Source organism: Acidiphilium cryptum JF-5, assembly GCF_000016725.1.
In the GTDB taxonomy this organism is placed as follows: domain Bacteria; phylum Pseudomonadota; class Alphaproteobacteria; order Acetobacterales; family Acetobacteraceae; genus Acidiphilium; species Acidiphilium multivorum.
This window is the reverse complement of the sequence record NC_009484.1, coordinates 1,454,373-1,471,812: the sequence shown is the minus strand read 5'-3', so window position 1 is coordinate 1,471,812 and position 17,440 is coordinate 1,454,373. Positions and strand designations below refer to the sequence as shown.

Genomic DNA, 17,440 nt, shown 5'->3' with positions numbered 1-17,440 from the left:
GGCCGCCCCGCGAGGGGGCGCGAGATGCGCCGCCGGGAGCGTCGCAGCAGGCAGGGCGCCGATCCGATACAGTATCCATTCCGCAGGCGGGACAGTTCCCGAAATGGATCGATCGCCCGTATGCGGATATAGCGCGGTTCCTAAACAGCACTATCCCGGCCCCATGAAACTCGTTTCATTCTCGAACATCGACAAGGACGAGTTCCGTTTCTTCCGTGCCGGCCTCGATCACGATCGCGCGTTCCCCGCTCACCGCGACACCGTCGCGCGCGGCGGCGGCCCGCCCGTTGACGGTGACCGCGCCGGTGGCGGGGACGAGATAGGCCGCGCGGCCCGGCGCGATCTCGTGGGTCACGCGTTCGCCGGGCGCAAGACGCGCGGTGAGCACGGCGGCGTCCGCATGCAGGGGGAGCGCGCCGGCCTCGGCATCGCCGGCCCGGCCGCCGGCCAGCACGAGCAGGCCCGAGCCGGCCGCGCGCGGAAAGGCGCGCGTGGCCCAGCCGGGTTCGACGCCGCGGCGGTCCGGCATGATCCAGATCTGGAACAGGCGGGTGGGTTCGTCCTCGAGATTGTATTCGGCGTGGACGATGCCGGTGCCCGCATGCATCACCTGCACGTCGCCGGCGCGGGTGACGCCGCGATTGCCGAGATTGTCCTGATGGGTGATGGCGCCCTGGCGGATGAAGGTGACGATTTCCATGTCGCGATGCGGATGCGGGTCGAAGCCCGTCTGCGGCGCGACCTCGTCGTCGTTCCAGACGCGCAGCGCGCCCCAGCCCATGCGGGCGGGATCGCGATAGCTGCCGAAGCTGAAGTGGTGATGCGCGTTCAGCCATTCGTTGCGGAAACGGCCGATCGAGTCGAAGGGGCGGATGTCGATCATCGTCTTTCTCCTGCACGACCCACCGCGGTGAGGCGTGATATTATTCGATATCGAACGATATAGGCCGTCTCGACCGGCGTTCAATCCCCGGCCGCCGCCAGGCCGAGCCGGCGCAGCAGCGCATCGAGCGCCGCGAGATCCTTGCCGTCGAGCCCGCCCATCGCGGCGGCGATGTCGCCGGCGTGGCGGGGGAACAACTCCTCGATGAAGCGCCGGCCGTCGGCGGTGAGGACGACCCGGACGCTGCGGCGGTCTTCCGGGCACTGGACGCGCTCGACAAGGCCGCGGCGGGCCAGCTTGTCGATCACGTCGGTCAGGTTGCCGGGGCTGGTGAGGAGCTTGCGGGTGAGGTCGCGCTGGGTGAGGGGGCCGAGATGCAGCAGCGCCTCGAGCACGCCGAGCTGGACATGGGTCAGGCCGGCGGCGGCCAGCCGCGCCTGCGTGCGGGCGAGAACGGCGTGGCTGGCCCGCATCAGCTTCACATAGGCCCGGACCGCCGCTTCCGTGGCCTCGTCCTCGACGCCGAACATCCGCGCGCCTGTCTACCGGTTCATCAGCACCGCCAGCCGCGCGTGCTCGAGGACATGCCGCGTCACGCCGCCGAGGATGAGCTGGCGGAGGCGGGAATGCGAATAGGCCCCCATGGCGAGCAGGTCGGCGCCGAATTCGGTGACGGCGGCGAGCAGGCCGGCGCCGGCGCTGCGGTCGATGGCGCGGAACTCGGTGATGTCCGCGGCGATGCCGTGCAGTTCGAGATAGCTGGCGAGCTGGTCGGCGGCGGGACCCTGGCGCTGATAGTCGTTCGAGTGGAAGATGCGGACCTGCTGCGCGCCGGAGAGCCAGGGCAGCACGGAGGCGACGGCCGAGGCGCTTTCCGCGGTGCCGTTCCAGGCGATCGCGATCCGGGAGCCGATCATCTCGGCCGGCTCGACCGGGGCGATCAGCGCCGGGCGGCCGGAATCGAACAGCACGGCGTGCAGCGCGTCGGCGGAGGCGACTTCCTCGGCCGATTTCGGATGCGGGACGACGATGAGATCGGACAGGCGCGCCTCGCTGGCGATGAGTTCCTCCTCGCGGCCGACGATCGAGCTGAACCAGGCACTGGCCTGGCCGACGGCGCCGCTGGCGTCGCGCACCGGCGCGCCGACGGCGATGCCGTGGGCCGCGGTTTCGGCGTCGAACAGCGCCGACAGCGCCCTTGCCTCGGTGTTGCCCTCCTTCTCGGTGGTCGCCATCATCTCCTCGATCATGGCGCCGGAGAGCCCTTCGCCCGCGAGAGGGGCCACATCGCGCGTGTCGGTGCGGACGTGAAGGGCGTGGACATGGGCCCGCCAGCGCGCCCCGAGCATCAGCGCCGTGCCGAGCGCGGCACGGGCGGAAGCGACGCCCGCGAGGGGCAGCAGGATCTTGCGGATCGCCATGTTCAGTTCCTCCAGACCGCTACGATGCACACCCCGGCGCCGGCGATCAATACATCGTCGACAGCACGGAGCGCAGACGCTTGAGTTCCTCGAGCGCGCGGCCGGTTCCCTTGGCGACGCATTGCAGGGCCTCGTCGGCGACGACGACCGGCAGGCCGGTGGCATCGCGCAGCACGTCGTCGAGGCCGCGGAGCAGCGCGCCGCCGCCGGTCAGCACGATTCCCTTGTCGACAATGTCGCCGGCGAGTTCGGGCGGCGTGTTCTCGAGGGCGACCTTCACCGTCTCGACGATCTGGCCGACCGGCTCGGCGAGGCTCTCGGCGATCTGCGCGCGGGTGACCCTGACCTCGCGCGGGACGCCGTTGATGAGATCGCGGCCCTTCACCTCGTGCCAGTCATTGTCGGTCAGCGGGTCGGCCCAGGCGGCGCCGATGTCGAGCTTGATCTTCTCGGCCGAGGATTCGCCGATCAGCAGGTTGTGGCCGCGGCGGAGGTAGGAAATGATCGCCTCGTCCATCTTGTCGCCGCCGACGCGGACCGAGCGGGCATAGACGATGCCGCCGAGCGAGATCACCGCGACCTCGGTGGTGCCGCCGCCAATGTCGACCACCATCGAGCCCGAGGGCTCGGTGACCGGCAGGCCGGCGCCGATCGCCGCGGCCATCGGCTCCTCGATCAGCAGCACCTTGCGCGCGCCGGCGCTCTCGGCACTTTCCTGGATGGCGCGGCGCTCGACCGCCGTGGAGCCGGAGGGGACGCAGACGATGATCAGCGGCGAGGCGAAGCCGCGCCGGTTGTGCACCTTGCGGATGAAGTGCTTGATCATCTCCTCCGCCACCTCGAAATCGGCGATCACGCCGTCGCGCAGCGGGCGGATGGCGGAGATGTTGCCCGGCGTGCGGCCGAGCATGTGCTTGGCCTCCTCGCCGACCGCAAGCACCTGCTTGCGCCCCTTCACCTCGGCGATCGCGACCACAGAGGGTTCATCAAGAACGATGCCGCGCCCCTTCACGTAGACGAGCGTGTTGGCGGTGCCCAAGTCGATGGCCATGTCGGCGGACATGAGCCCGAGAAGCCTGGAGAGCATGAAATCCTTTCCGCGCGGCCAGGCCGGGTTCGGGTGTGATCCCGGGCACTGGTTCCCAGTCAAGCAATGGTTCAACAACGTGGTCTGGTAACGCACCCTTCCGGGAGTGTCGATGCAGGGGCCGGATTACAGGCTGTAAACGCGGTTCACAAGGCTGCGGAGCGGCGATGCCACGAAGTCGCCCGATTGTCGCCGTTACAATGCCGACATGCGGGGGCCATGCAGTCGCAACGCGAAACCCTATATCGCTTGAAACAAAACAAGGAGATCCCGAAATGACTGTGAGATCGAAACAGGTGCTAATCGTTCCCGTGCTGCTCTCGGTGGTGGCGCTGGGGCTGGCGGGTTGCGGCTATACGCCCGGCCAGCGGGCTCTCTCCGGCGGCGCGATCGGCGCGGGCACCGGTGCGATCCTGGGGGCTGCGACGGGCGGCTCGGCGGCGACGGGCGCGCTGATCGGCGGCGCCGTGGGCGCGATCGGCGGCGCGGTGACCAATCCGAACCAGGTCAATCTCGGCCGCGCGCCCTGAGACCCGCGTGACCGCGGCATGAAAAAGGGGGCCCGAGGCCCCCTTTTTTGCATGTGCCGGTCAGATCAGCCGACGATCTCGACGCCGGCGAAGAAGAAGGCGATTTCCTGCGCCGCGGTGTCCGCCGCGTCGGAGCCGTGGACGGAGTTCGCCTCGATGTCCTCGGCGAATTCGGCGCGGATGGTGCCGGCCTCGGCCTTCCTGGGGTCGGTCGCGCCCATGATCGCGCGGTTGCGGGCCACGGCGTCGTCGCCTTCCAGAACCTGGACGACGACCGGACCCGAGGTCATGAAGCTGACCAGCCCGGCGAAGAACGGACGCTCCTTGTGGACGCCATAGAACGCCTCGGCCTGGTCCTTGGTCAGGCGGATGCGCTTCTGGGCGACGATGCGCAGACCCGCTTCCTCGAACTTCGCATTGATGCGGCCGGTGAGGTTGCGGCGCGTGGCGTCGGGCTTGATGATCGAGAGGGTGCGTTCGGTTGCCATGGGGAGCCTCGTGTCTGGAGTTGAGCCGTCGCGCGCGCCCTTACAGGGCCGGGCCGGGGTGGGCAAGTCCCGGCTTGTGCGATAGCAAGCGGCCATGAGCCTGTTGCGGATCGAAGACCTGTCCTTTTCCATCGCCGGCCGCGCCCTGCTGGAAGGGGCGGGGCTGGTCGTCGATCCCGGCCGCAAGATCGGCCTGATCGGGCGCAACGGCGCTGGAAAATCCACACTTCTGAAGCTGATCGCCGGCACCCATGCGCCGGATGGCGGCAGCATCCGCCTGGCCAGCCGCGCGCGGCTCGGCACGGTGGCGCAGGAGGCGCCGGCCGGTTCGGTCACGCCCGCCGCCGTGGTGCTCGCCGCCGATACCGAGCGCGGCGCGCTGCTCGCCGAGGCGGCCAGCGCCGAACCCGAGCGGCTGGCGGCGATCCATGAGCGGCTGATCGCGATCGATGCTGAATCGGCGCCCGCGCGGGCCGGGGCGATTCTCGCCGGGCTCGGGTTCGACGAGGCGGCGCAGAACCGGCCGATGTCGAGCTTTTCGGGCGGGTGGCGGATGCGCGTCGCGCTTGCCGCCGCGCTGTTCGCCGCCCCCGACCTGCTGCTGCTCGACGAGCCGACCAACCATCTCGATCTCGAGGCGACGCTGTGGCTGGAAACCTGGCTCGCCCGCTTCCCCGGCGCGGTGCTGATGGTCTCGCACGACCGCGACCTGCTCGACCGCGCGGTGGACTCCATCGCCCATCTCGACCGCGGCAGGATCTCGCTGACGCCGGGCGGCTTTGCCGAATTCGTCCGCATCCGCACCGAGCGGGCCGAGCAGCAGAACCGCGAGGCGGCGCGGATCGCCGCCCAGCGCGCCCACATGCAGGCCTTCGTCGACCGCTTCCGCGCCCAGGCGACCAAGGCGCGGCAGGCGCAGTCCCGCCTCAAGGCGCTGGCGCGGATGCCAGTGATCGACACGATCGTCGAGGACGCGCCGACGCGGTTCAGTTTCCCGGAACCGCGGCCGCTCTCGCCGCCGCTGCTCGCCCTCGACCGCGCGACGCTGGGCTATGACGGCAAGCCGGTGCTGCGCGAGGTGTCGCTGCGGATCGACATGGAGGACCGGATCGCCCTGCTCGGCGCCAATGGCAACGGCAAGTCGACCCTGGCCAAGGCGCTGGCCGGGCGGCTGGAGCCGATGGCGGGGACGTCGTTCCGCACGAGGGGCATCACCGTCGGCTATTTCGCGCAGCACCAGGAGGACGATCTCGACCTCGCGGACACGCCGCTCGGCCATCTCGCCCGCGCGTTGCCGAAGGCGACGGTGACGGAGCTGCGCGCCCAGGCCGCGCGGTTCGGCCTCGACGCCGACCGGGTGGAGACGGTGGTCGGCCAGCTTTCCGGCGGCGAGAAGGCGCGGCTGCTGCTCGCCCTCGCCACGCGCGACGCGCCGCAGGTGCTGATCCTCGACGAGCCGACCAACCATCTCGACATCGATGCCCGCGAGGCGCTGGTGCGCGCGATCACCGATTTCGCCGGCGCGGTGGTGCTGGTGACCCATGACACGCATCTGCTCGACCTCGTGGCCGACCGGCTGCTGCTCGTCGCGGACGGGCGGGTTGCGGCCTATGACGACGATCTCGACTCCTATCGCCGGCTGATCACCCAGAAGCCGTCCGGCACCGCCGAGCGCAAGGCGGCGCCGGCGGCGAAGGACGACCGGCGGGCCCGCGCCGTCGCCCGCGAGGCGACCGCGCCGCTGCGCAAGGCCGCGCGCGACGCCGAGGCGGCGATCGGCCGGCTCGAGGCGGAGAAGCGGACGCTGATGGCGAAGCTGGCCGATGCCGGTTTCTATGCGCGGGCGAAGCCGGAGGAGATTTCGGCGATCAATATCCGCCTCGCCGCCATCGCCGGCGAGATCGAGGTCAAGGAGGCGGCCTGGCTGGAGGCCGAGGCGGCGCTGGAGGCGGCGGCGGGCTGACCGCCGCGGCTCATTCCGCGGCGAGGGCGGCCGGCGCGGGCGGATAGCGGCGCAGGATGTAGAGCATCACCGCCATCGCCGGCAGCGCCGAGATCACGGTGAATTCGTAGAAGGGCAGCCAGCCCATCGCATGGGCGAGGACGCCGGAGAAGCCGCCGATCGTGCGCAGGGCGAGGGCTGCGACCGAGGAGAGCAGGGCGTATTGCGTCGCGGTGTAGGCCTTGGTGCAGAGGCCGGAGAGATAGGTGATGAAGGCGGCATCGGCGATGCCTTCGGCGAAGCTCTCGGCGACGCTGGTCGCCAGCAGGATGTGCGGCAGATGCGGGTAGAGGCCGAGCAGCGGGTACAGAATCAGCGTGAGGGTCTGGAAGGCGCCGGCGGTGAGCAGGGCGCGGCCGACGCCGAGCCGGGCCACGGCGACGCCGCCGAGCGCCGTGCCGGCGAGGACGGCCACCAGCGAGGGCGGGCCGTTGGCGATGGCGATGGTCGCGCGGTCGAAGCCGAGATGGGTGTAATACGGCGCGAGCATCACCCCGGCCAGCGCCTCGCCGAGGCGGAACAGGATGACGAAGGCGAGGATGATCCAGGCGCCCTCGCGGCTGAGGAAATCGGCGAGCGGGGCGATGACCGCCTCGCGGAAGCGGGCGCCGATCGAGACCGGCCCGCGCGCCGGCGGCGGGGCGGGTTCGGCGCAGGCCAGCGTTGCGGCGGCGCCGACGAGCTGGAGCGGCACCATCGCGAGGATCGCGACATGCCAGCCGGTGACGGTGGACAGGGCGATGACGCCGGAGCCGGAGATCAGCATCGCCGCGCGGTAGCCCCAGACATAGCCGGCGGTGGCGGCGCCCTGCAGGTGCTGGGGGAAGAACTCGATCCGCCAGGTGTCGATCATGATGTCCTGGCTGGCCGAGAGGAAGGCGACGAGGCCGCCGGCCAGCAGGGTGGCGGCCAGGGCGTGCGCCGGGCGGGTGAGGGCGAGGGCGAGGACGGCGGCGGCGAGGCAGAGCTGGATCGGCAGCAGCCAGCCGCGCCTGCGGCCGAGCGCGCGGAAGGGGCGCGGCGGGCGGAACTGGTCGAGCGCCGGCGCCCAGAGGAACTTGAGCGAATAGGCGATGCCGAGATTGGCGGTGAAGCCGATCGCCTCCAGCGGCAGGTTGGCGCGGGCGAGCCAGAGCCGCAGCGTGAAGCCGGACAGGGCGAGCGGCAGGCCGGAGGAAAAGCCGAGCAGGCCGATCAGGGCGATGGCGCGAATCCGGTTCATGACGCCAATTGCCAGCGCTGCACCGGCTGCCGTCAAGCCGGGGGCGGGAATTCGTGACAACGGTTTAATCGTGCGGTGACGCGGGCATGGTTGCCCCGCGCCGTGCCGGACCCAAAGTTGCACCCCGGGACCGCTGTCGCGCGCCTGCGCGGCGGCGCGGTGCCGCAGGGGCGGCATTTCGAGGAAGGAGACCATCATGAAGACCGTTCTGCTGACTGGTTTTGCGCTGGCCCTGACGGGGGGCATGGCGCTCGCGCAGGCGCCGGCCCCGACCCGCATGGGCGGATCCGTGCCCTATGACGCCTCGGCCGGGACCTATCTCGGCATCGCCGGGCAGGCGGTCGCGGCGCATCAGGCGACGCGGGCGCGGGTCGCGCTCGGCCGGGCGGAGACGGACCTGCTGACCAACTCCTATGTGCAGGGCAGCGTGAACGGAGCGATCCGCACACCGGCGATCGATGCGGTGCGGCGGGCCCGCAGCGCCGTCGAGAGCGGCGACTACGAGCAGGCGCGCATGCTGATCCATCGGGCGATGACGATGATCGACCACCCGGCCGGCGCCGGCATGCCGATGCCCGCGCCGGGCGGCGGTTCGGCGATGCCCGCGCCGGGCGGCGGTTCGGCGATGCCGGCGCCGGGCGGCAGCGGAATGCCCGCGCATGGCGGCGAGCCGATGATGCCGGCGCCGGCACCCTCGGCACGATAGGCGCCGGGGCCGCGCTGGCCGGGCAGGGGGACGGCTTCGGCCGTCCCTTTTTCATCTCTTCATATCCCGTCTGCGTCACGAAGCTCGCTTTTGCACTGCAAAACGTGTAGAGGAGCCGCGTTGAACCCCGAAAGACCCGAATCATGACCGAGACCAAGCTGCGCAACGTGGCGATCATCGCCCATGTCGACCATGGCAAGACCACGCTCGTGGACAATCTTCTCAAGCAGTCCGGCTCGTTCGGCGCGCATCAGCAGGTGGCCGAGCGCGCGCTCGACCGCAACGACCTCGAGCGCGAGCGCGGCATCACCATCCTCGCCAAGTGCACCGCCGTGCAGTGGGGCGACGTGCGGATCAATATCGTCGACACGCCGGGCCATGCCGATTTCGGCGGCGAGGTCGAGCGCATCCTGAACATGGTGGACGGCGTGGTCGTCCTCGTCGATGCCGCCGAGGGCGTGCTGCCGCAGACCAAGTTCGTCGTCGGCAAGGCGCTGGCGCGCGGGCTGAAGCCGATCGTCGTCGTCAACAAGATCGACCGCCCGGATGCCCGCGCCGACGAGGTGCACAACGAGGTGTTCGACCTGTTCGCCGCCCTCGGCGCCAATGACGAGCAGCTCGATTTCCCGATGCTCTATGCCTCCGGCCGCCAGGGCTGGGCGACGCCGACGCTGGACGGGCCGCGCGAGAACCTCTCGCCGCTGTTCGACCTGATCGTGAGCCATGTGCCCGAGCCCGGCCTCGACGCCGACGCGCCGTTCGCCATGGTCGCGACCATCCTGGAGAGCGACAACTTCCTCGGCCGCGTGCTGACCGGCCGCGTCGAGCAGGGGCGGGCGACCGTGAACATGCCGGTGCGCGTCATCAGCTTCGACGGGCGCGCGGTGGAGACCGGGCGGCTGACCAAGCTGCTCGCCTTCCGCGGCCTGGAGCGCGTGCCGGTGGACGAGGTTTCGGCCGGGGACATCATCGCGGTGGCCGGCCTCAAGGAGGCGACCGTGCCGGATACGATCGGTGCCATGGAGATCGGCGCCGCGCTGCCGGCGATCCCGATCGACCCGCCGACGCTGTCGATGACCTTCCGCATCAATGACGGCCCGCTCGCGGGGCGCGAGGGCAAGAAGGTGACGTCGCGGCAGATCCGCGACCGGCTGTTCCGCGAGGCGGAGGGCAATGTCGCGATCCGCGTGACCGACTCCACCGAGACCGAGGCGTTCGAGGTGGCCGGGCGCGGCGAGTTGCAGCTCGGCGTGCTGATCGAGACGATGCGCCGCGAGGGCTTCGAGCTGACGATCGGCCGGCCGCGCGTGCTGACCCGTGACAACCCGGAGACGGGCGCGCGCGAGGAGCCGATGGAAGAGGTGCTGATCGACGTGGACGAGCCGTATTCCGGCGTCGTCGTCGAGAAGATGAGCCGGCGCAAGGGCGAGTTGCAGGATATCCGCCCCTCGGGCGGCGACAAGCAGCGGCTGACCTTCCACATCCCGAGCCGCGGGCTGATCGGCTATCACGGCGAGTTCCTGACGGATACGCGCGGCTCCGGCGTGATGAACCGGCATTTCATCGGTTACGGCCCGTGGAAGGGGACGATCGAGGGGCGGCGCAACGGCGCGCTGATCGCCAATGCCGATGGCGAGAGCGTGCAATACGCGCTGTTCTACCTGCAGGAACGCGGCACGCTGTTCATCGGCGGCGGCGAGAAGGTTTACGAGGGCATGATCATCGGCGAGCACAGCCGGGAGAACGACCTCGACGTGAACCCGATCAAGGAGAAGAAGCTCACCAATATCCGCGCCGCGGGCAAGGACGACGCGCTGCTGCTGACGCCGCCGCGCCGGATGAGCCTGGAGCAGGCGATCGCCTATATCGAGGATGACGAGCTGGTGGAGGTGACGCCGGGCGCGGTGCGGCTGCGCAAGCGGCATCTCGATCCGCACGCGCGCAAGAAGGCCGAGCGGGCGTCCGACGCCGCCTGATCCGGCGGCGGTAGCCCTCAGAACGGGGTGAGGCCGGCCGGCGCGACAACGCCGGCCGGTTTTTTTTCAGTCCCAGTCCGGCGCGAAGGCCGGATCGACGAAGCGCTGGTTTTTCGGCAGGGCGGCGAGGGCGGTGCGGTCCTCGTCATCGAGGGTGATGGCGAGGGCGGCGAGGTTGGCGCGCTGGGTTTCCTCGCGCGCGGCCTTGGGGATTGCCGCGACACCGTCCTGGTCGAGCAGGTATTTGAGGGCGACCTGCGCCGGCGTCGCGCCATGTTTCGCGGCCACCTCCGCGAGCGCCGGATGGTCGCCGAGCCGGCCCTGGGCGAGCGGGCAATAGGCGGTGACGGTGATGCCGTGGGCCCGCGCATAGTCGAGCACCGCGTCCTGCCCGAGCAGGACGTGATATTCCACCTGGTTGCAGGCGATCTCGGCGCCGATCGCCTCCACCGCCTGGCGCATCAGCGCGACGGTGAAGTTCGACACGCCGATATGCCGCACCAGGCCTTCATGTTTGAGATGCGCCATGGTGGCGAGGACCGCGGCGAGATTCATCGAGGGCGAGGGCCAGTGGATCAGGAAGAGGTTCACATGGTCGGTGCGCAGCTTGGCGAGGCTGGCCTCGATGGCGCGGCGCACGCCGTCCGGCGTGAGGTTTTCGTACCAGACCTTGGTGGTGAGGAAGATCTCGTCGCGCGGGATGCCGCTTTCGGCGAGGGCGGCGCCGACGGCCTCCTCGTTGCCGTACATCTCGGCGGTGTCGATATGGCGATAACCGAGCGCTAGCGCGCGGGTGACGGCGGCGGTGCAGTCGCGCCCGCTCATCCGCCAGGTGCCGAGACCGAGCTTGGGCATGGCGAGCGCGCCGCCGGTGATGGGCATGCTGGTCATGTCAGTCCTTTCGCGAGAAATCGATCAGGGCAAGAAAGCCGGACTCCGTGCCGAAGGCGAGATGGGCGCCGTTCGGACTCCAGCCGAGGGCGGAGACCGCGCCGCGCCCGGCGGCGGCGACGGGCAGGATGCGTTCGCGCGCGATGTCGGCCACGACGACCGAGCCGTCGGCGAAGCCGGCGGCGACGACCTCGTGCTGCGGATGGCAGGCGACGCGGCGGACCACCGTTTCGCCGGCGGCGAGTTCGAGCGGCGCCTTGCCCATCGGCCCGCCGCCGAAGAACGGCCAGATCACGATGGCCTCGGCGCCGGCGGTGGCGAGCCACTTGCCCGAGCGGGTGAAGTCGAGCGATTCGGGCTTTGTCGGGTAGCCGCTCATCCGCATGTGCTGGCCGTCGGGCAGTTTCCAGCCATGCAGCTCGTTTTCCTGCATGGTGGTGACCATCGCCTCGATATCGGGATGCAGGGCGATGGCGAGATGGCTGCCCTTCCATTCGAAGACCTGCGGCTTCGCGTTCTCAGAGCGCACGAACCAGAGCGAGGCGCCGTTGTAATGCGCGGCGGCGAGGCGGCGGTGCTTCGGATCGAGCGCCATGCCGGCGACGGTCGAGGGATGCGCGAGGGTGCGGAGTGTGGCGCCGGCGGCATCGAGCAGGTGGATCGTCTTGCCGACCGCGGCCGCCCGCAGCGGCGCCTTGCGGTCCGGCACGGTGAGGACGTGCTCGACCCATTTCATGCCGAAGCTGGCGAGTTCGGTGCTTTCGCCCGTTGCGGAATCGAGGCGTTTCAGCGCGCCGTCATCGCCGCCGGAGCAGAAGCCGCTTTGGTCGATATCCGGCGCGAGGGCGAGCACCGCGCCGTCGTGGCAGGCGTGTTCAACGAAGTCGCCGCCGGCGAGGCCGCGCAGCACGATCCGCCCGTCACCGAGTCCGGCGGCGAGGGTGCCGCCGGCGCGGTCGAAGGCGAGGGCGGTGACGAACTCGGCGCAATCGTGAGAGACGCCGCGCACACGGAGCATCTCGTCCGCGTCGGTGACCATGCCGCTCATTCGGCGATGCAGCTTTCGAAGCCGCGGCGCAGCATCGGCCGGTTGAGATCGCGGCCGATGAAGACGATGCGGCTTTCGCGTTCCTCGCCATCCTTCCACGGGCGGATGAAATCGCCATCCGCCATCATGTGCACGGCCTGGAAGGCGAAGCGGCGATCCTCGCCGGCGAAGGCGAGGATGCCCTTGGTGCGCAGGATGTCCTGGCCCTGGGTGGCGAGGATGCCGCCGATCCAGGCGTTGAACAGCTCGGGGTCGAGCGGCTTCTTCACCGAGAGGCTGATGCTGCTCATATGCTCGTCATGGGTGTGGGAATCCTCCTCGAGGAAATCCGGCACGGATTGCAGCACGCGGTCGAGGCTGAAGGCGTTGATGCCGAGCAGGCGGTCGGCCGGCACGTCGGCGCGGGTCGTGTGGTGGATCTGGGCGAAGCGGTTGATCGTGCGGATTCGCGCCTCGACATCGGCGAGTTCCTCCGGGGTGACGAGGTCGAGCTTGTTGAGCACGATGACGTCGGCGAAGGCGATCTGGTCCTCGGCTTCCGGCGCGTCGGCGAGGCGGGCGGGCAGGTTCTTCGCGTCGACCACCGTGACGATCGCGTCGAGCCTCGTCTTCGCCTTCACGTCCTCGTCGACGAAGAAGGTCTGCGCGACGGGGGCGGGGTTGGCGAGGCCGGTGGTCTCGACGATGATGCCGTCGAAGCGGTTGCGGCGCTTCATCAGCCCGCCGATGATGCGGATCAGGTCGCCGCGCACGGTGCAGCAGATGCAGCCGTTGTTCATCTCGAAGACTTCCTCGTCGGTATCGACGACGAGGTCGTTGTCGACGCCGCGCTCGCCGAACTCGTTGATCACGACGGCGTATTTGCGGCCGTGATCCTCGGTGAGGATGCGGTTGAGCAGGGTGGTCTTGCCGGCACCGAGAAAGCCGGTGAGGACGGTGACGGGAACGAGATCGCTCATGCGGGAGATCCTGTCGTGGTGGGGCGTATCGTTGCTTCGGGATATAGGCAGGCGGGCTCGGGCGGACCAGAGCGCGGCAGGGCGAGGCCGAGGCCGAGCATGACGAAGAGCCAGCCCGCCATCGGCAGCACGGCGAAATTGTCGGTCGAGGCGAGCGGCCAGGCATAGGTCAGCACGCCGATGAAGGCGCCGAGCGCCATCGGCCGGCGCATGATTCCGCGGCCGAGTGCCAGCAGCCAGGCCGCGTTCATCGCGGCGAACAGCACGAGGCCGATCAGCCCGCCATCGAGGGCGGCCTGGAGATAGAAATTGTGCGGATGGATGTTGCAGGCGCCGCGCTTCAGGCTGGTCGGGCCGATGCCGAGCGCGGGGAGGCCGCGATCGAACCGCGGCTCGGGGCAGAAATCGCGGAAGCCGTTGAAGCCGTAGCCGCGCAAGGGGGCGTGCTCGATCATCACCGTTGCCCGCGTGTAGAGCTCGCCATAGGGGCTTTTCGCGAAATGGCTGACCTGGCGGCCCGTCTCCAGCACCAGCTTGTCGAAACTGGGCGGCGAGACCAGTTTCAGCGCCGGGATCGCGAGCACGATCAGCACGCCGAGGCCGATCGCCGGCAGGCGGATCGGCCGGAAGGCGAGGGCGGTGACGGCGAGGCCCAGCAGCGCCAGCGCGAAGGGCATGCGCTGGCCGATCACCAGCGTTGTCGCGAAGCCGAGCCCGCCGACGGCGGCGGCCGCGAGTTTCGGCGCGGTGCCCCGCCGCGCGATCAGCGCCGCGATGACGGGCAGGGCGGTGAGAAACAGCAGGTGGCTGAACGGCGGGCCGGCGCGCGGCGCCCAGAACGGGCCGGTGAGCGCGCCGTCGCCCCAGCGGTGGTCGCCGAAGATGTTCACGCCGAAAATCTCCTGCTGCCAGCTTTGCAGCAGGATCCAGGCTTCGCAGGCGGCAAGGGCGAGCCAGAACCGGGTGCGCGCGGCCGGTGTATCGAGCACCCAGTGGCCGAGGGCGGCGGCGAGCACCAGCAGGCGGATCAGCACCAGCGCCTGGGTGAAGGATTTCCAGCCGCCCGGCCCGAGGCCGAGGGCGGGGATCGGCGTCGAGCAGATCATCACCGCGATCCACCAGAGGCAGCCGAACACGAACCAGGGCTGCCGCGCCCAGCGCCAGTCGCCGGTGCGGGCGGCATGGACGAGGAACAGGATATCGACCGCGCCCATCGCCAATTCGGCGCCGGCGCGGGCGTAAAGCAGGCCAAACGGCAGGATCAGGGCGGCGATGAGGGCGGCGCGTTGCATGGTCATGCCCCGCTCATACCGGCGTTTCGGCGTCGCGCAACCGCTGCAGGCGGGCGGCGATGACGGGCGTGTCGAACAATTGCGCGCGGGCGCGGCCGGCGGCGGCGAGGCGGTCGCGGGCCGCGTCGTCGCCCGCCAGACGCAGGAAGGCGGCTTCCAGCGCGGCGGCGTCGCCGGGCGGCACCAGCAGCCCGGCCTCGCCCACCACTTCCGGCAGGCCGCCCGCCCGTGTCGCGACCAGGGTGGCGCCGGCCGCCATCGCCTCCAGCGCGGTCAGGCCGAAGGGTTCGGGCCAGCGGCTCGGCACCGCGACGATCGCGGCGCCGGCCATCGCCGCCAGAACCTCGTCGTGCGGCCGGTAGCCGTCCCAGGCGATGCCGGCGGCGCCGGCGCGGGCCCGCATCTCGCGCACGAACGGGGTTTCCGGACTGTCCGGCCCGAAGCGGTCGCCGCCGATGATGCGGGCGGACCAGCCGGGCAGGCGCGGCAGGGCAGCGGCGCTGGCGGCGATGAAATCGGCGATGCCCTTGCCCTCGACGATGCGGCCGGCGAACAGGATTTCGCGCCGCCGCGCATCGGGAGGTGCCGGCAGTTCGGCGAGGGTGAGCGGGTTGTGCAGCGTGACGAGGCGGGCGGTGTCGGCAAGGCCGGTCGCGTAGCGGGCGCGCAGATGATCGGAGACGCAGACCACGGCGTGCAGGCGGCGCAGCGTGCCCGCCCGCGCCGCCGGGCTGGTGAGGCCGCGCATCGTCGTCGGTTCGTTGTGCAGGAACAGCATCACCCGGCTACCGGGCAGCAGGCGCGCGGCAAGCCGGGCGAGGCGCGGCTGCTGGTGGATGTCGATGCTCGCCGGGCGGAGCCGCCGCAGCCGGCGCAGCACGCCGGCATTGTAGGCGAGCGGCGCGCGGAAGCGGACCGGATCGCAGGCAATGCCGGGAAAGCCCGGCTCCGCGCAGGCGGCGCCGATGACCGAGGCACCGGTGGCGGCCGCGAGCCGCCGGACGACCAGGGCGATCGCGCCGGCCCGGCCGGGGGCAAAGGCTTCGCTGGCGGGCAGCACCATCGCGATGCCGCCGGCCGCATCCGGCTGGTTCAAGCCGATCGGACTTTCACGTAATCGCCGGGGGCATCGGCGAGGGCGGGGAGGGCGCCGTCGCCGGGTGTGCGGGCGGGAACCTCGCCGCGGCCCTGTGCGGCGATCCAGCGCTGCCAGTCCGGCCACCAGGAGCCGGCCACCTCGGTCGCGCCGGCGAACCAGTCCTCGGCGTTCGCCGGCAGGGTGGCGTTGACGAAATGGTTGTATTTGCCGCTGCCCGGCGGGTTGATCACGCCGGCGATATGGCCGGAGGCGGCGAGCACGAAGCGCTTCGGCCCGGCCATCAGCTGCGTCGCGCGGTAGGTGCTGGCCCAGGGGGCGATGTGGTCCTCGCGGCAGGAGAGGAAGTAGACCGGCACCTTGATCCGCCGGAGATCGACCGGCGTGCCGTCGAGGGTGATGGCGTTCGCCTGGCTCAGCAGGTTCCTCTGGTACATGTTGCGAAGATAGAACGAGTGCATCGCCGCCGGCATGCGGGTGGAATCGGAATTCCAGTAGAGCAGGTCGAAGGGGAAGGTCTCGTTGCCGAGCAGGTAGTTGTTGACCACGAAGCTCCAGATCAGGTCGTTCGAGCGGAGCATGTTGAAGGTGGTGGCCATCGCCGAGCCTTCGAGATAGCCGCGCCGGTTCATCCGGTCTTCCAGCGCGGCGAGCTGTTCCTCGTCGATGAAGACGCCGAGTTCGCCGACATCGGCGAAATCCGTCAGCGTGACGAGGAAGGTCGCGGACTTGATCCGGCTGTCGCGCCGGCGGGCCATCACCGCGAGGGTGGCGGCGAGCAGCGTGCCGCCGAGGCAGTAGCCGATCGCGTTCACCTGGCGCTCGCCGGTGGCCTGCTCGATCGCGTCGAGGGCGGCGAACACGCCGAGTTTCATGTAGTCGGCGAAATCCTTCTCGGCGAGGCGCTCGTCCGGGTTCACCCAGCTCGCGACGAAGACGGTGTGCCCCTGCTCGACGGCCCAGCGGATGAAGCTGTTCTTGGGGCGCAGGTCGAGGATGTAGAACTTGTTGATCCAGGGCGGGAAGATGACCAGCGGGGTCTTGTGCGCCGTCGTGGTCGCCGGGGCGTACTGGATCAGCTCCATCAGCTCGTTGCGGTAGACGACCTTGCCCGGCGTGACCGCGATGTTGCCGCCGACGCTGAAGGCCTCGGCGTCGGTCATGCGGATGTGCAGCTGGCCGCGCCCGGCCTCGAGATCGCGCAGCAGGTTCGACAGGCCGCGCAGCAGGTTTTCGCCGCCGGTCTCGGCGGTCTTGCGCAGGACCTGGGGGTTGGTCAGGGCGAAGTTCGACGGGCTCATCGCGTCGACGAACTGGCGCGCGTAGAAATCGACCTTCTGCGCCGTCTTCGGATCGAGCCCGTCGACGCGGCGGACCACATCCTGCACGAAGCGGGCCGAGAGCAGGTAGCTCTGGCGGATGAAGTCGAAGATCTCGTTTTCCTTCCATTCCTCGTGCTGGAAGCGCTTGTCGCGCGGGTCCGGCGGCACCACCGGCTGGGTCTCGATTCCCATGATGCGGCGGGTCGAGTGCTGCCAGAGCGTGACGTAATCCTGCCAGAAGCCGATCTGCGCCTCGATCAGCGACGCGGGATTGGCCATCAGCCGGGCCATCATCTCCATGAACGCGCTGCCGATGTTGAGCGGATCGATCGCGACATCGGCCTCGTGCTGGCGTTGCAGCCATTCGGCCACGATGCGCTGCGATCGGGCCGCGATATCGGCCATGGTGCGGGAAAAAGCGGCGGGATCGGGAAGGTTTGGGGCTTCCGTCCGCGGATTTTGCTGTTCGGCCATCGACGCTCCTTCCGGCTCCGGGATGCAGGCGCTAAGGTTGGTG

Annotated in this window: 16 protein-coding genes; 4 read left to right on the top strand and 12 right to left on the bottom strand. The window is 70.1% G+C overall.

Annotation, left to right across the window (positions count from 1 at the left end; translation table 11 throughout):
• Positions 1-175: 175 nt before the first annotated feature.
• The 4 genes from ACRY_RS09000 to ACRY_RS08985 form a co-directional block, all read right to left on the bottom strand.
• Entirely contained in the window at positions 176-883 is a 708-nt protein-coding gene (locus ACRY_RS09000) for a pirin family protein (protein WP_011942156.1), read from the bottom strand.
• 80 nt (positions 884-963) lie between these two features.
• Positions 964-1,413, bottom strand: a complete 450-nt coding sequence (locus ACRY_RS08995; protein WP_007423051.1) for a MarR family winged helix-turn-helix transcriptional regulator — start codon at positions 1,411-1,413, stop codon at positions 964-966.
• Between the two features lie 12 nt (positions 1,414-1,425).
• Positions 1,426-2,304 carry a universal stress protein gene (locus tag ACRY_RS08990; protein ID WP_011942155.1) on the bottom strand — a complete coding sequence of 293 codons (879 nt, stop codon included), beginning with the start codon at positions 2,302-2,304 and terminating at the stop codon, positions 1,426-1,428.
• A gap of 46 nt (positions 2,305-2,350) precedes the next feature.
• Positions 2,351-3,391 (bottom strand): rod shape-determining protein, encoded by a 1,041-nt coding sequence (locus ACRY_RS08985; RefSeq protein WP_011942154.1) that lies wholly within the window; start codon positions 3,389-3,391, stop codon positions 2,351-2,353.
• Positions 3,392-3,666: 275 nt separating this feature from the next.
• Between ACRY_RS08985 and ACRY_RS08980 the strand changes: the two genes are divergently transcribed.
• Positions 3,667-3,921, top strand: a complete 255-nt coding sequence (locus ACRY_RS08980) for a YMGG-like glycine zipper-containing protein (RefSeq protein WP_048858383.1) — start codon at positions 3,667-3,669, stop codon at positions 3,919-3,921.
• 65 nt (positions 3,922-3,986) lie between these two features.
• On the opposite strand, the gene ndk is transcribed toward ACRY_RS08980, so the two are convergent.
• Positions 3,987-4,409 carry a nucleoside-diphosphate kinase gene (gene ndk / locus ACRY_RS08975; protein WP_011942152.1) on the bottom strand — a complete coding sequence of 141 codons (423 nt, stop codon included), beginning with the start codon at positions 4,407-4,409 and terminating at the stop codon, positions 3,987-3,989.
• Positions 4,410-4,503: 94 nt separating this feature from the next.
• On the opposite strand from ndk, the gene ACRY_RS08970 reads away from it, so the two are divergent.
• Positions 4,504-6,372 carry an ABC-F family ATP-binding cassette domain-containing protein gene (locus ACRY_RS08970; RefSeq protein WP_011942151.1) on the top strand — a complete coding sequence of 623 codons (1,869 nt, stop codon included), beginning with the start codon at positions 4,504-4,506 and terminating at the stop codon, positions 6,370-6,372.
• A 10-nt stretch (positions 6,373-6,382) separates the two neighbouring features.
• Here the strand turns inward: ACRY_RS08970 and ACRY_RS08965 are convergent, their stop codons facing one another.
• Positions 6,383-7,633, bottom strand: a complete 1,251-nt coding sequence (locus tag ACRY_RS08965) for an AmpG family muropeptide MFS transporter (RefSeq protein WP_035186692.1) — start codon at positions 7,631-7,633, stop codon at positions 6,383-6,385.
• Positions 7,634-7,829: 196 nt separating this feature from the next.
• On the opposite strand from ACRY_RS08965, the gene ACRY_RS08960 reads away from it, so the two are divergent.
• On the top strand, positions 7,830-8,339 hold the full coding sequence (locus ACRY_RS08960; protein WP_011942149.1) for a hypothetical protein: 510 nt from the start codon (positions 7,830-7,832) through the stop codon (positions 8,337-8,339).
• Positions 8,340-8,482: 143 nt separating this feature from the next.
• Positions 8,483-10,315: a translational GTPase TypA gene (typA, locus tag ACRY_RS08955; protein WP_007422590.1), complete on the top strand. Its 1,833-nt coding sequence runs from the start codon at positions 8,483-8,485 to the stop codon at positions 10,313-10,315.
• Positions 10,316-10,381: 66 nt separating this feature from the next.
• Here the strand turns inward: typA and ACRY_RS08950 are convergent, their stop codons facing one another.
• Genes ACRY_RS08950 through ACRY_RS08925 form a run of 6 tightly spaced genes read right to left on the bottom strand, consistent with a single transcriptional unit; the run spans position 10,382 to position 17,397 of the window.
• Complete coding sequence (locus ACRY_RS08950; RefSeq protein ID WP_011942148.1) at positions 10,382-11,206, bottom strand: aldo/keto reductase; 825 nt, start codon at positions 11,204-11,206, stop codon at positions 10,382-10,384.
• Between the two features lies 1 nt (position 11,207).
• Positions 11,208-12,254 (bottom strand): WD40 repeat domain-containing protein, encoded by a 1,047-nt coding sequence (locus ACRY_RS08945; protein ID WP_011942147.1) that lies wholly within the window; start codon positions 12,252-12,254, stop codon positions 11,208-11,210.
• Positions 12,251-13,213, bottom strand: a complete 963-nt coding sequence (locus tag ACRY_RS08940) for a CobW family GTP-binding protein (protein WP_007422593.1) — start codon at positions 13,211-13,213, stop codon at positions 12,251-12,253. Before ACRY_RS08940 ends, ACRY_RS08945 begins: the two co-directional genes overlap by 4 nt.
• Complete coding sequence (locus tag ACRY_RS08935) at positions 13,210-14,511, bottom strand: O-antigen ligase family protein (protein ID WP_013639938.1); 1,302 nt, start codon at positions 14,509-14,511, stop codon at positions 13,210-13,212. Before ACRY_RS08935 ends, ACRY_RS08940 begins: the two co-directional genes overlap by 4 nt.
• 7 nt (positions 14,512-14,518) lie before the next feature.
• Positions 14,519-15,601, bottom strand: a complete 1,083-nt coding sequence (locus tag ACRY_RS08930; RefSeq protein WP_011942145.1) for a glycosyltransferase family 4 protein — start codon at positions 15,599-15,601, stop codon at positions 14,519-14,521.
• A complete protein-coding gene (locus ACRY_RS08925; protein ID WP_011942144.1) occupies positions 15,598-17,397 on the bottom strand; it encodes a PHA/PHB synthase family protein in 1,800 nt (599 codons plus the stop codon). Before ACRY_RS08925 ends, ACRY_RS08930 begins: the two co-directional genes overlap by 4 nt.
• Positions 17,398-17,440 lie beyond the last annotated feature (43 nt).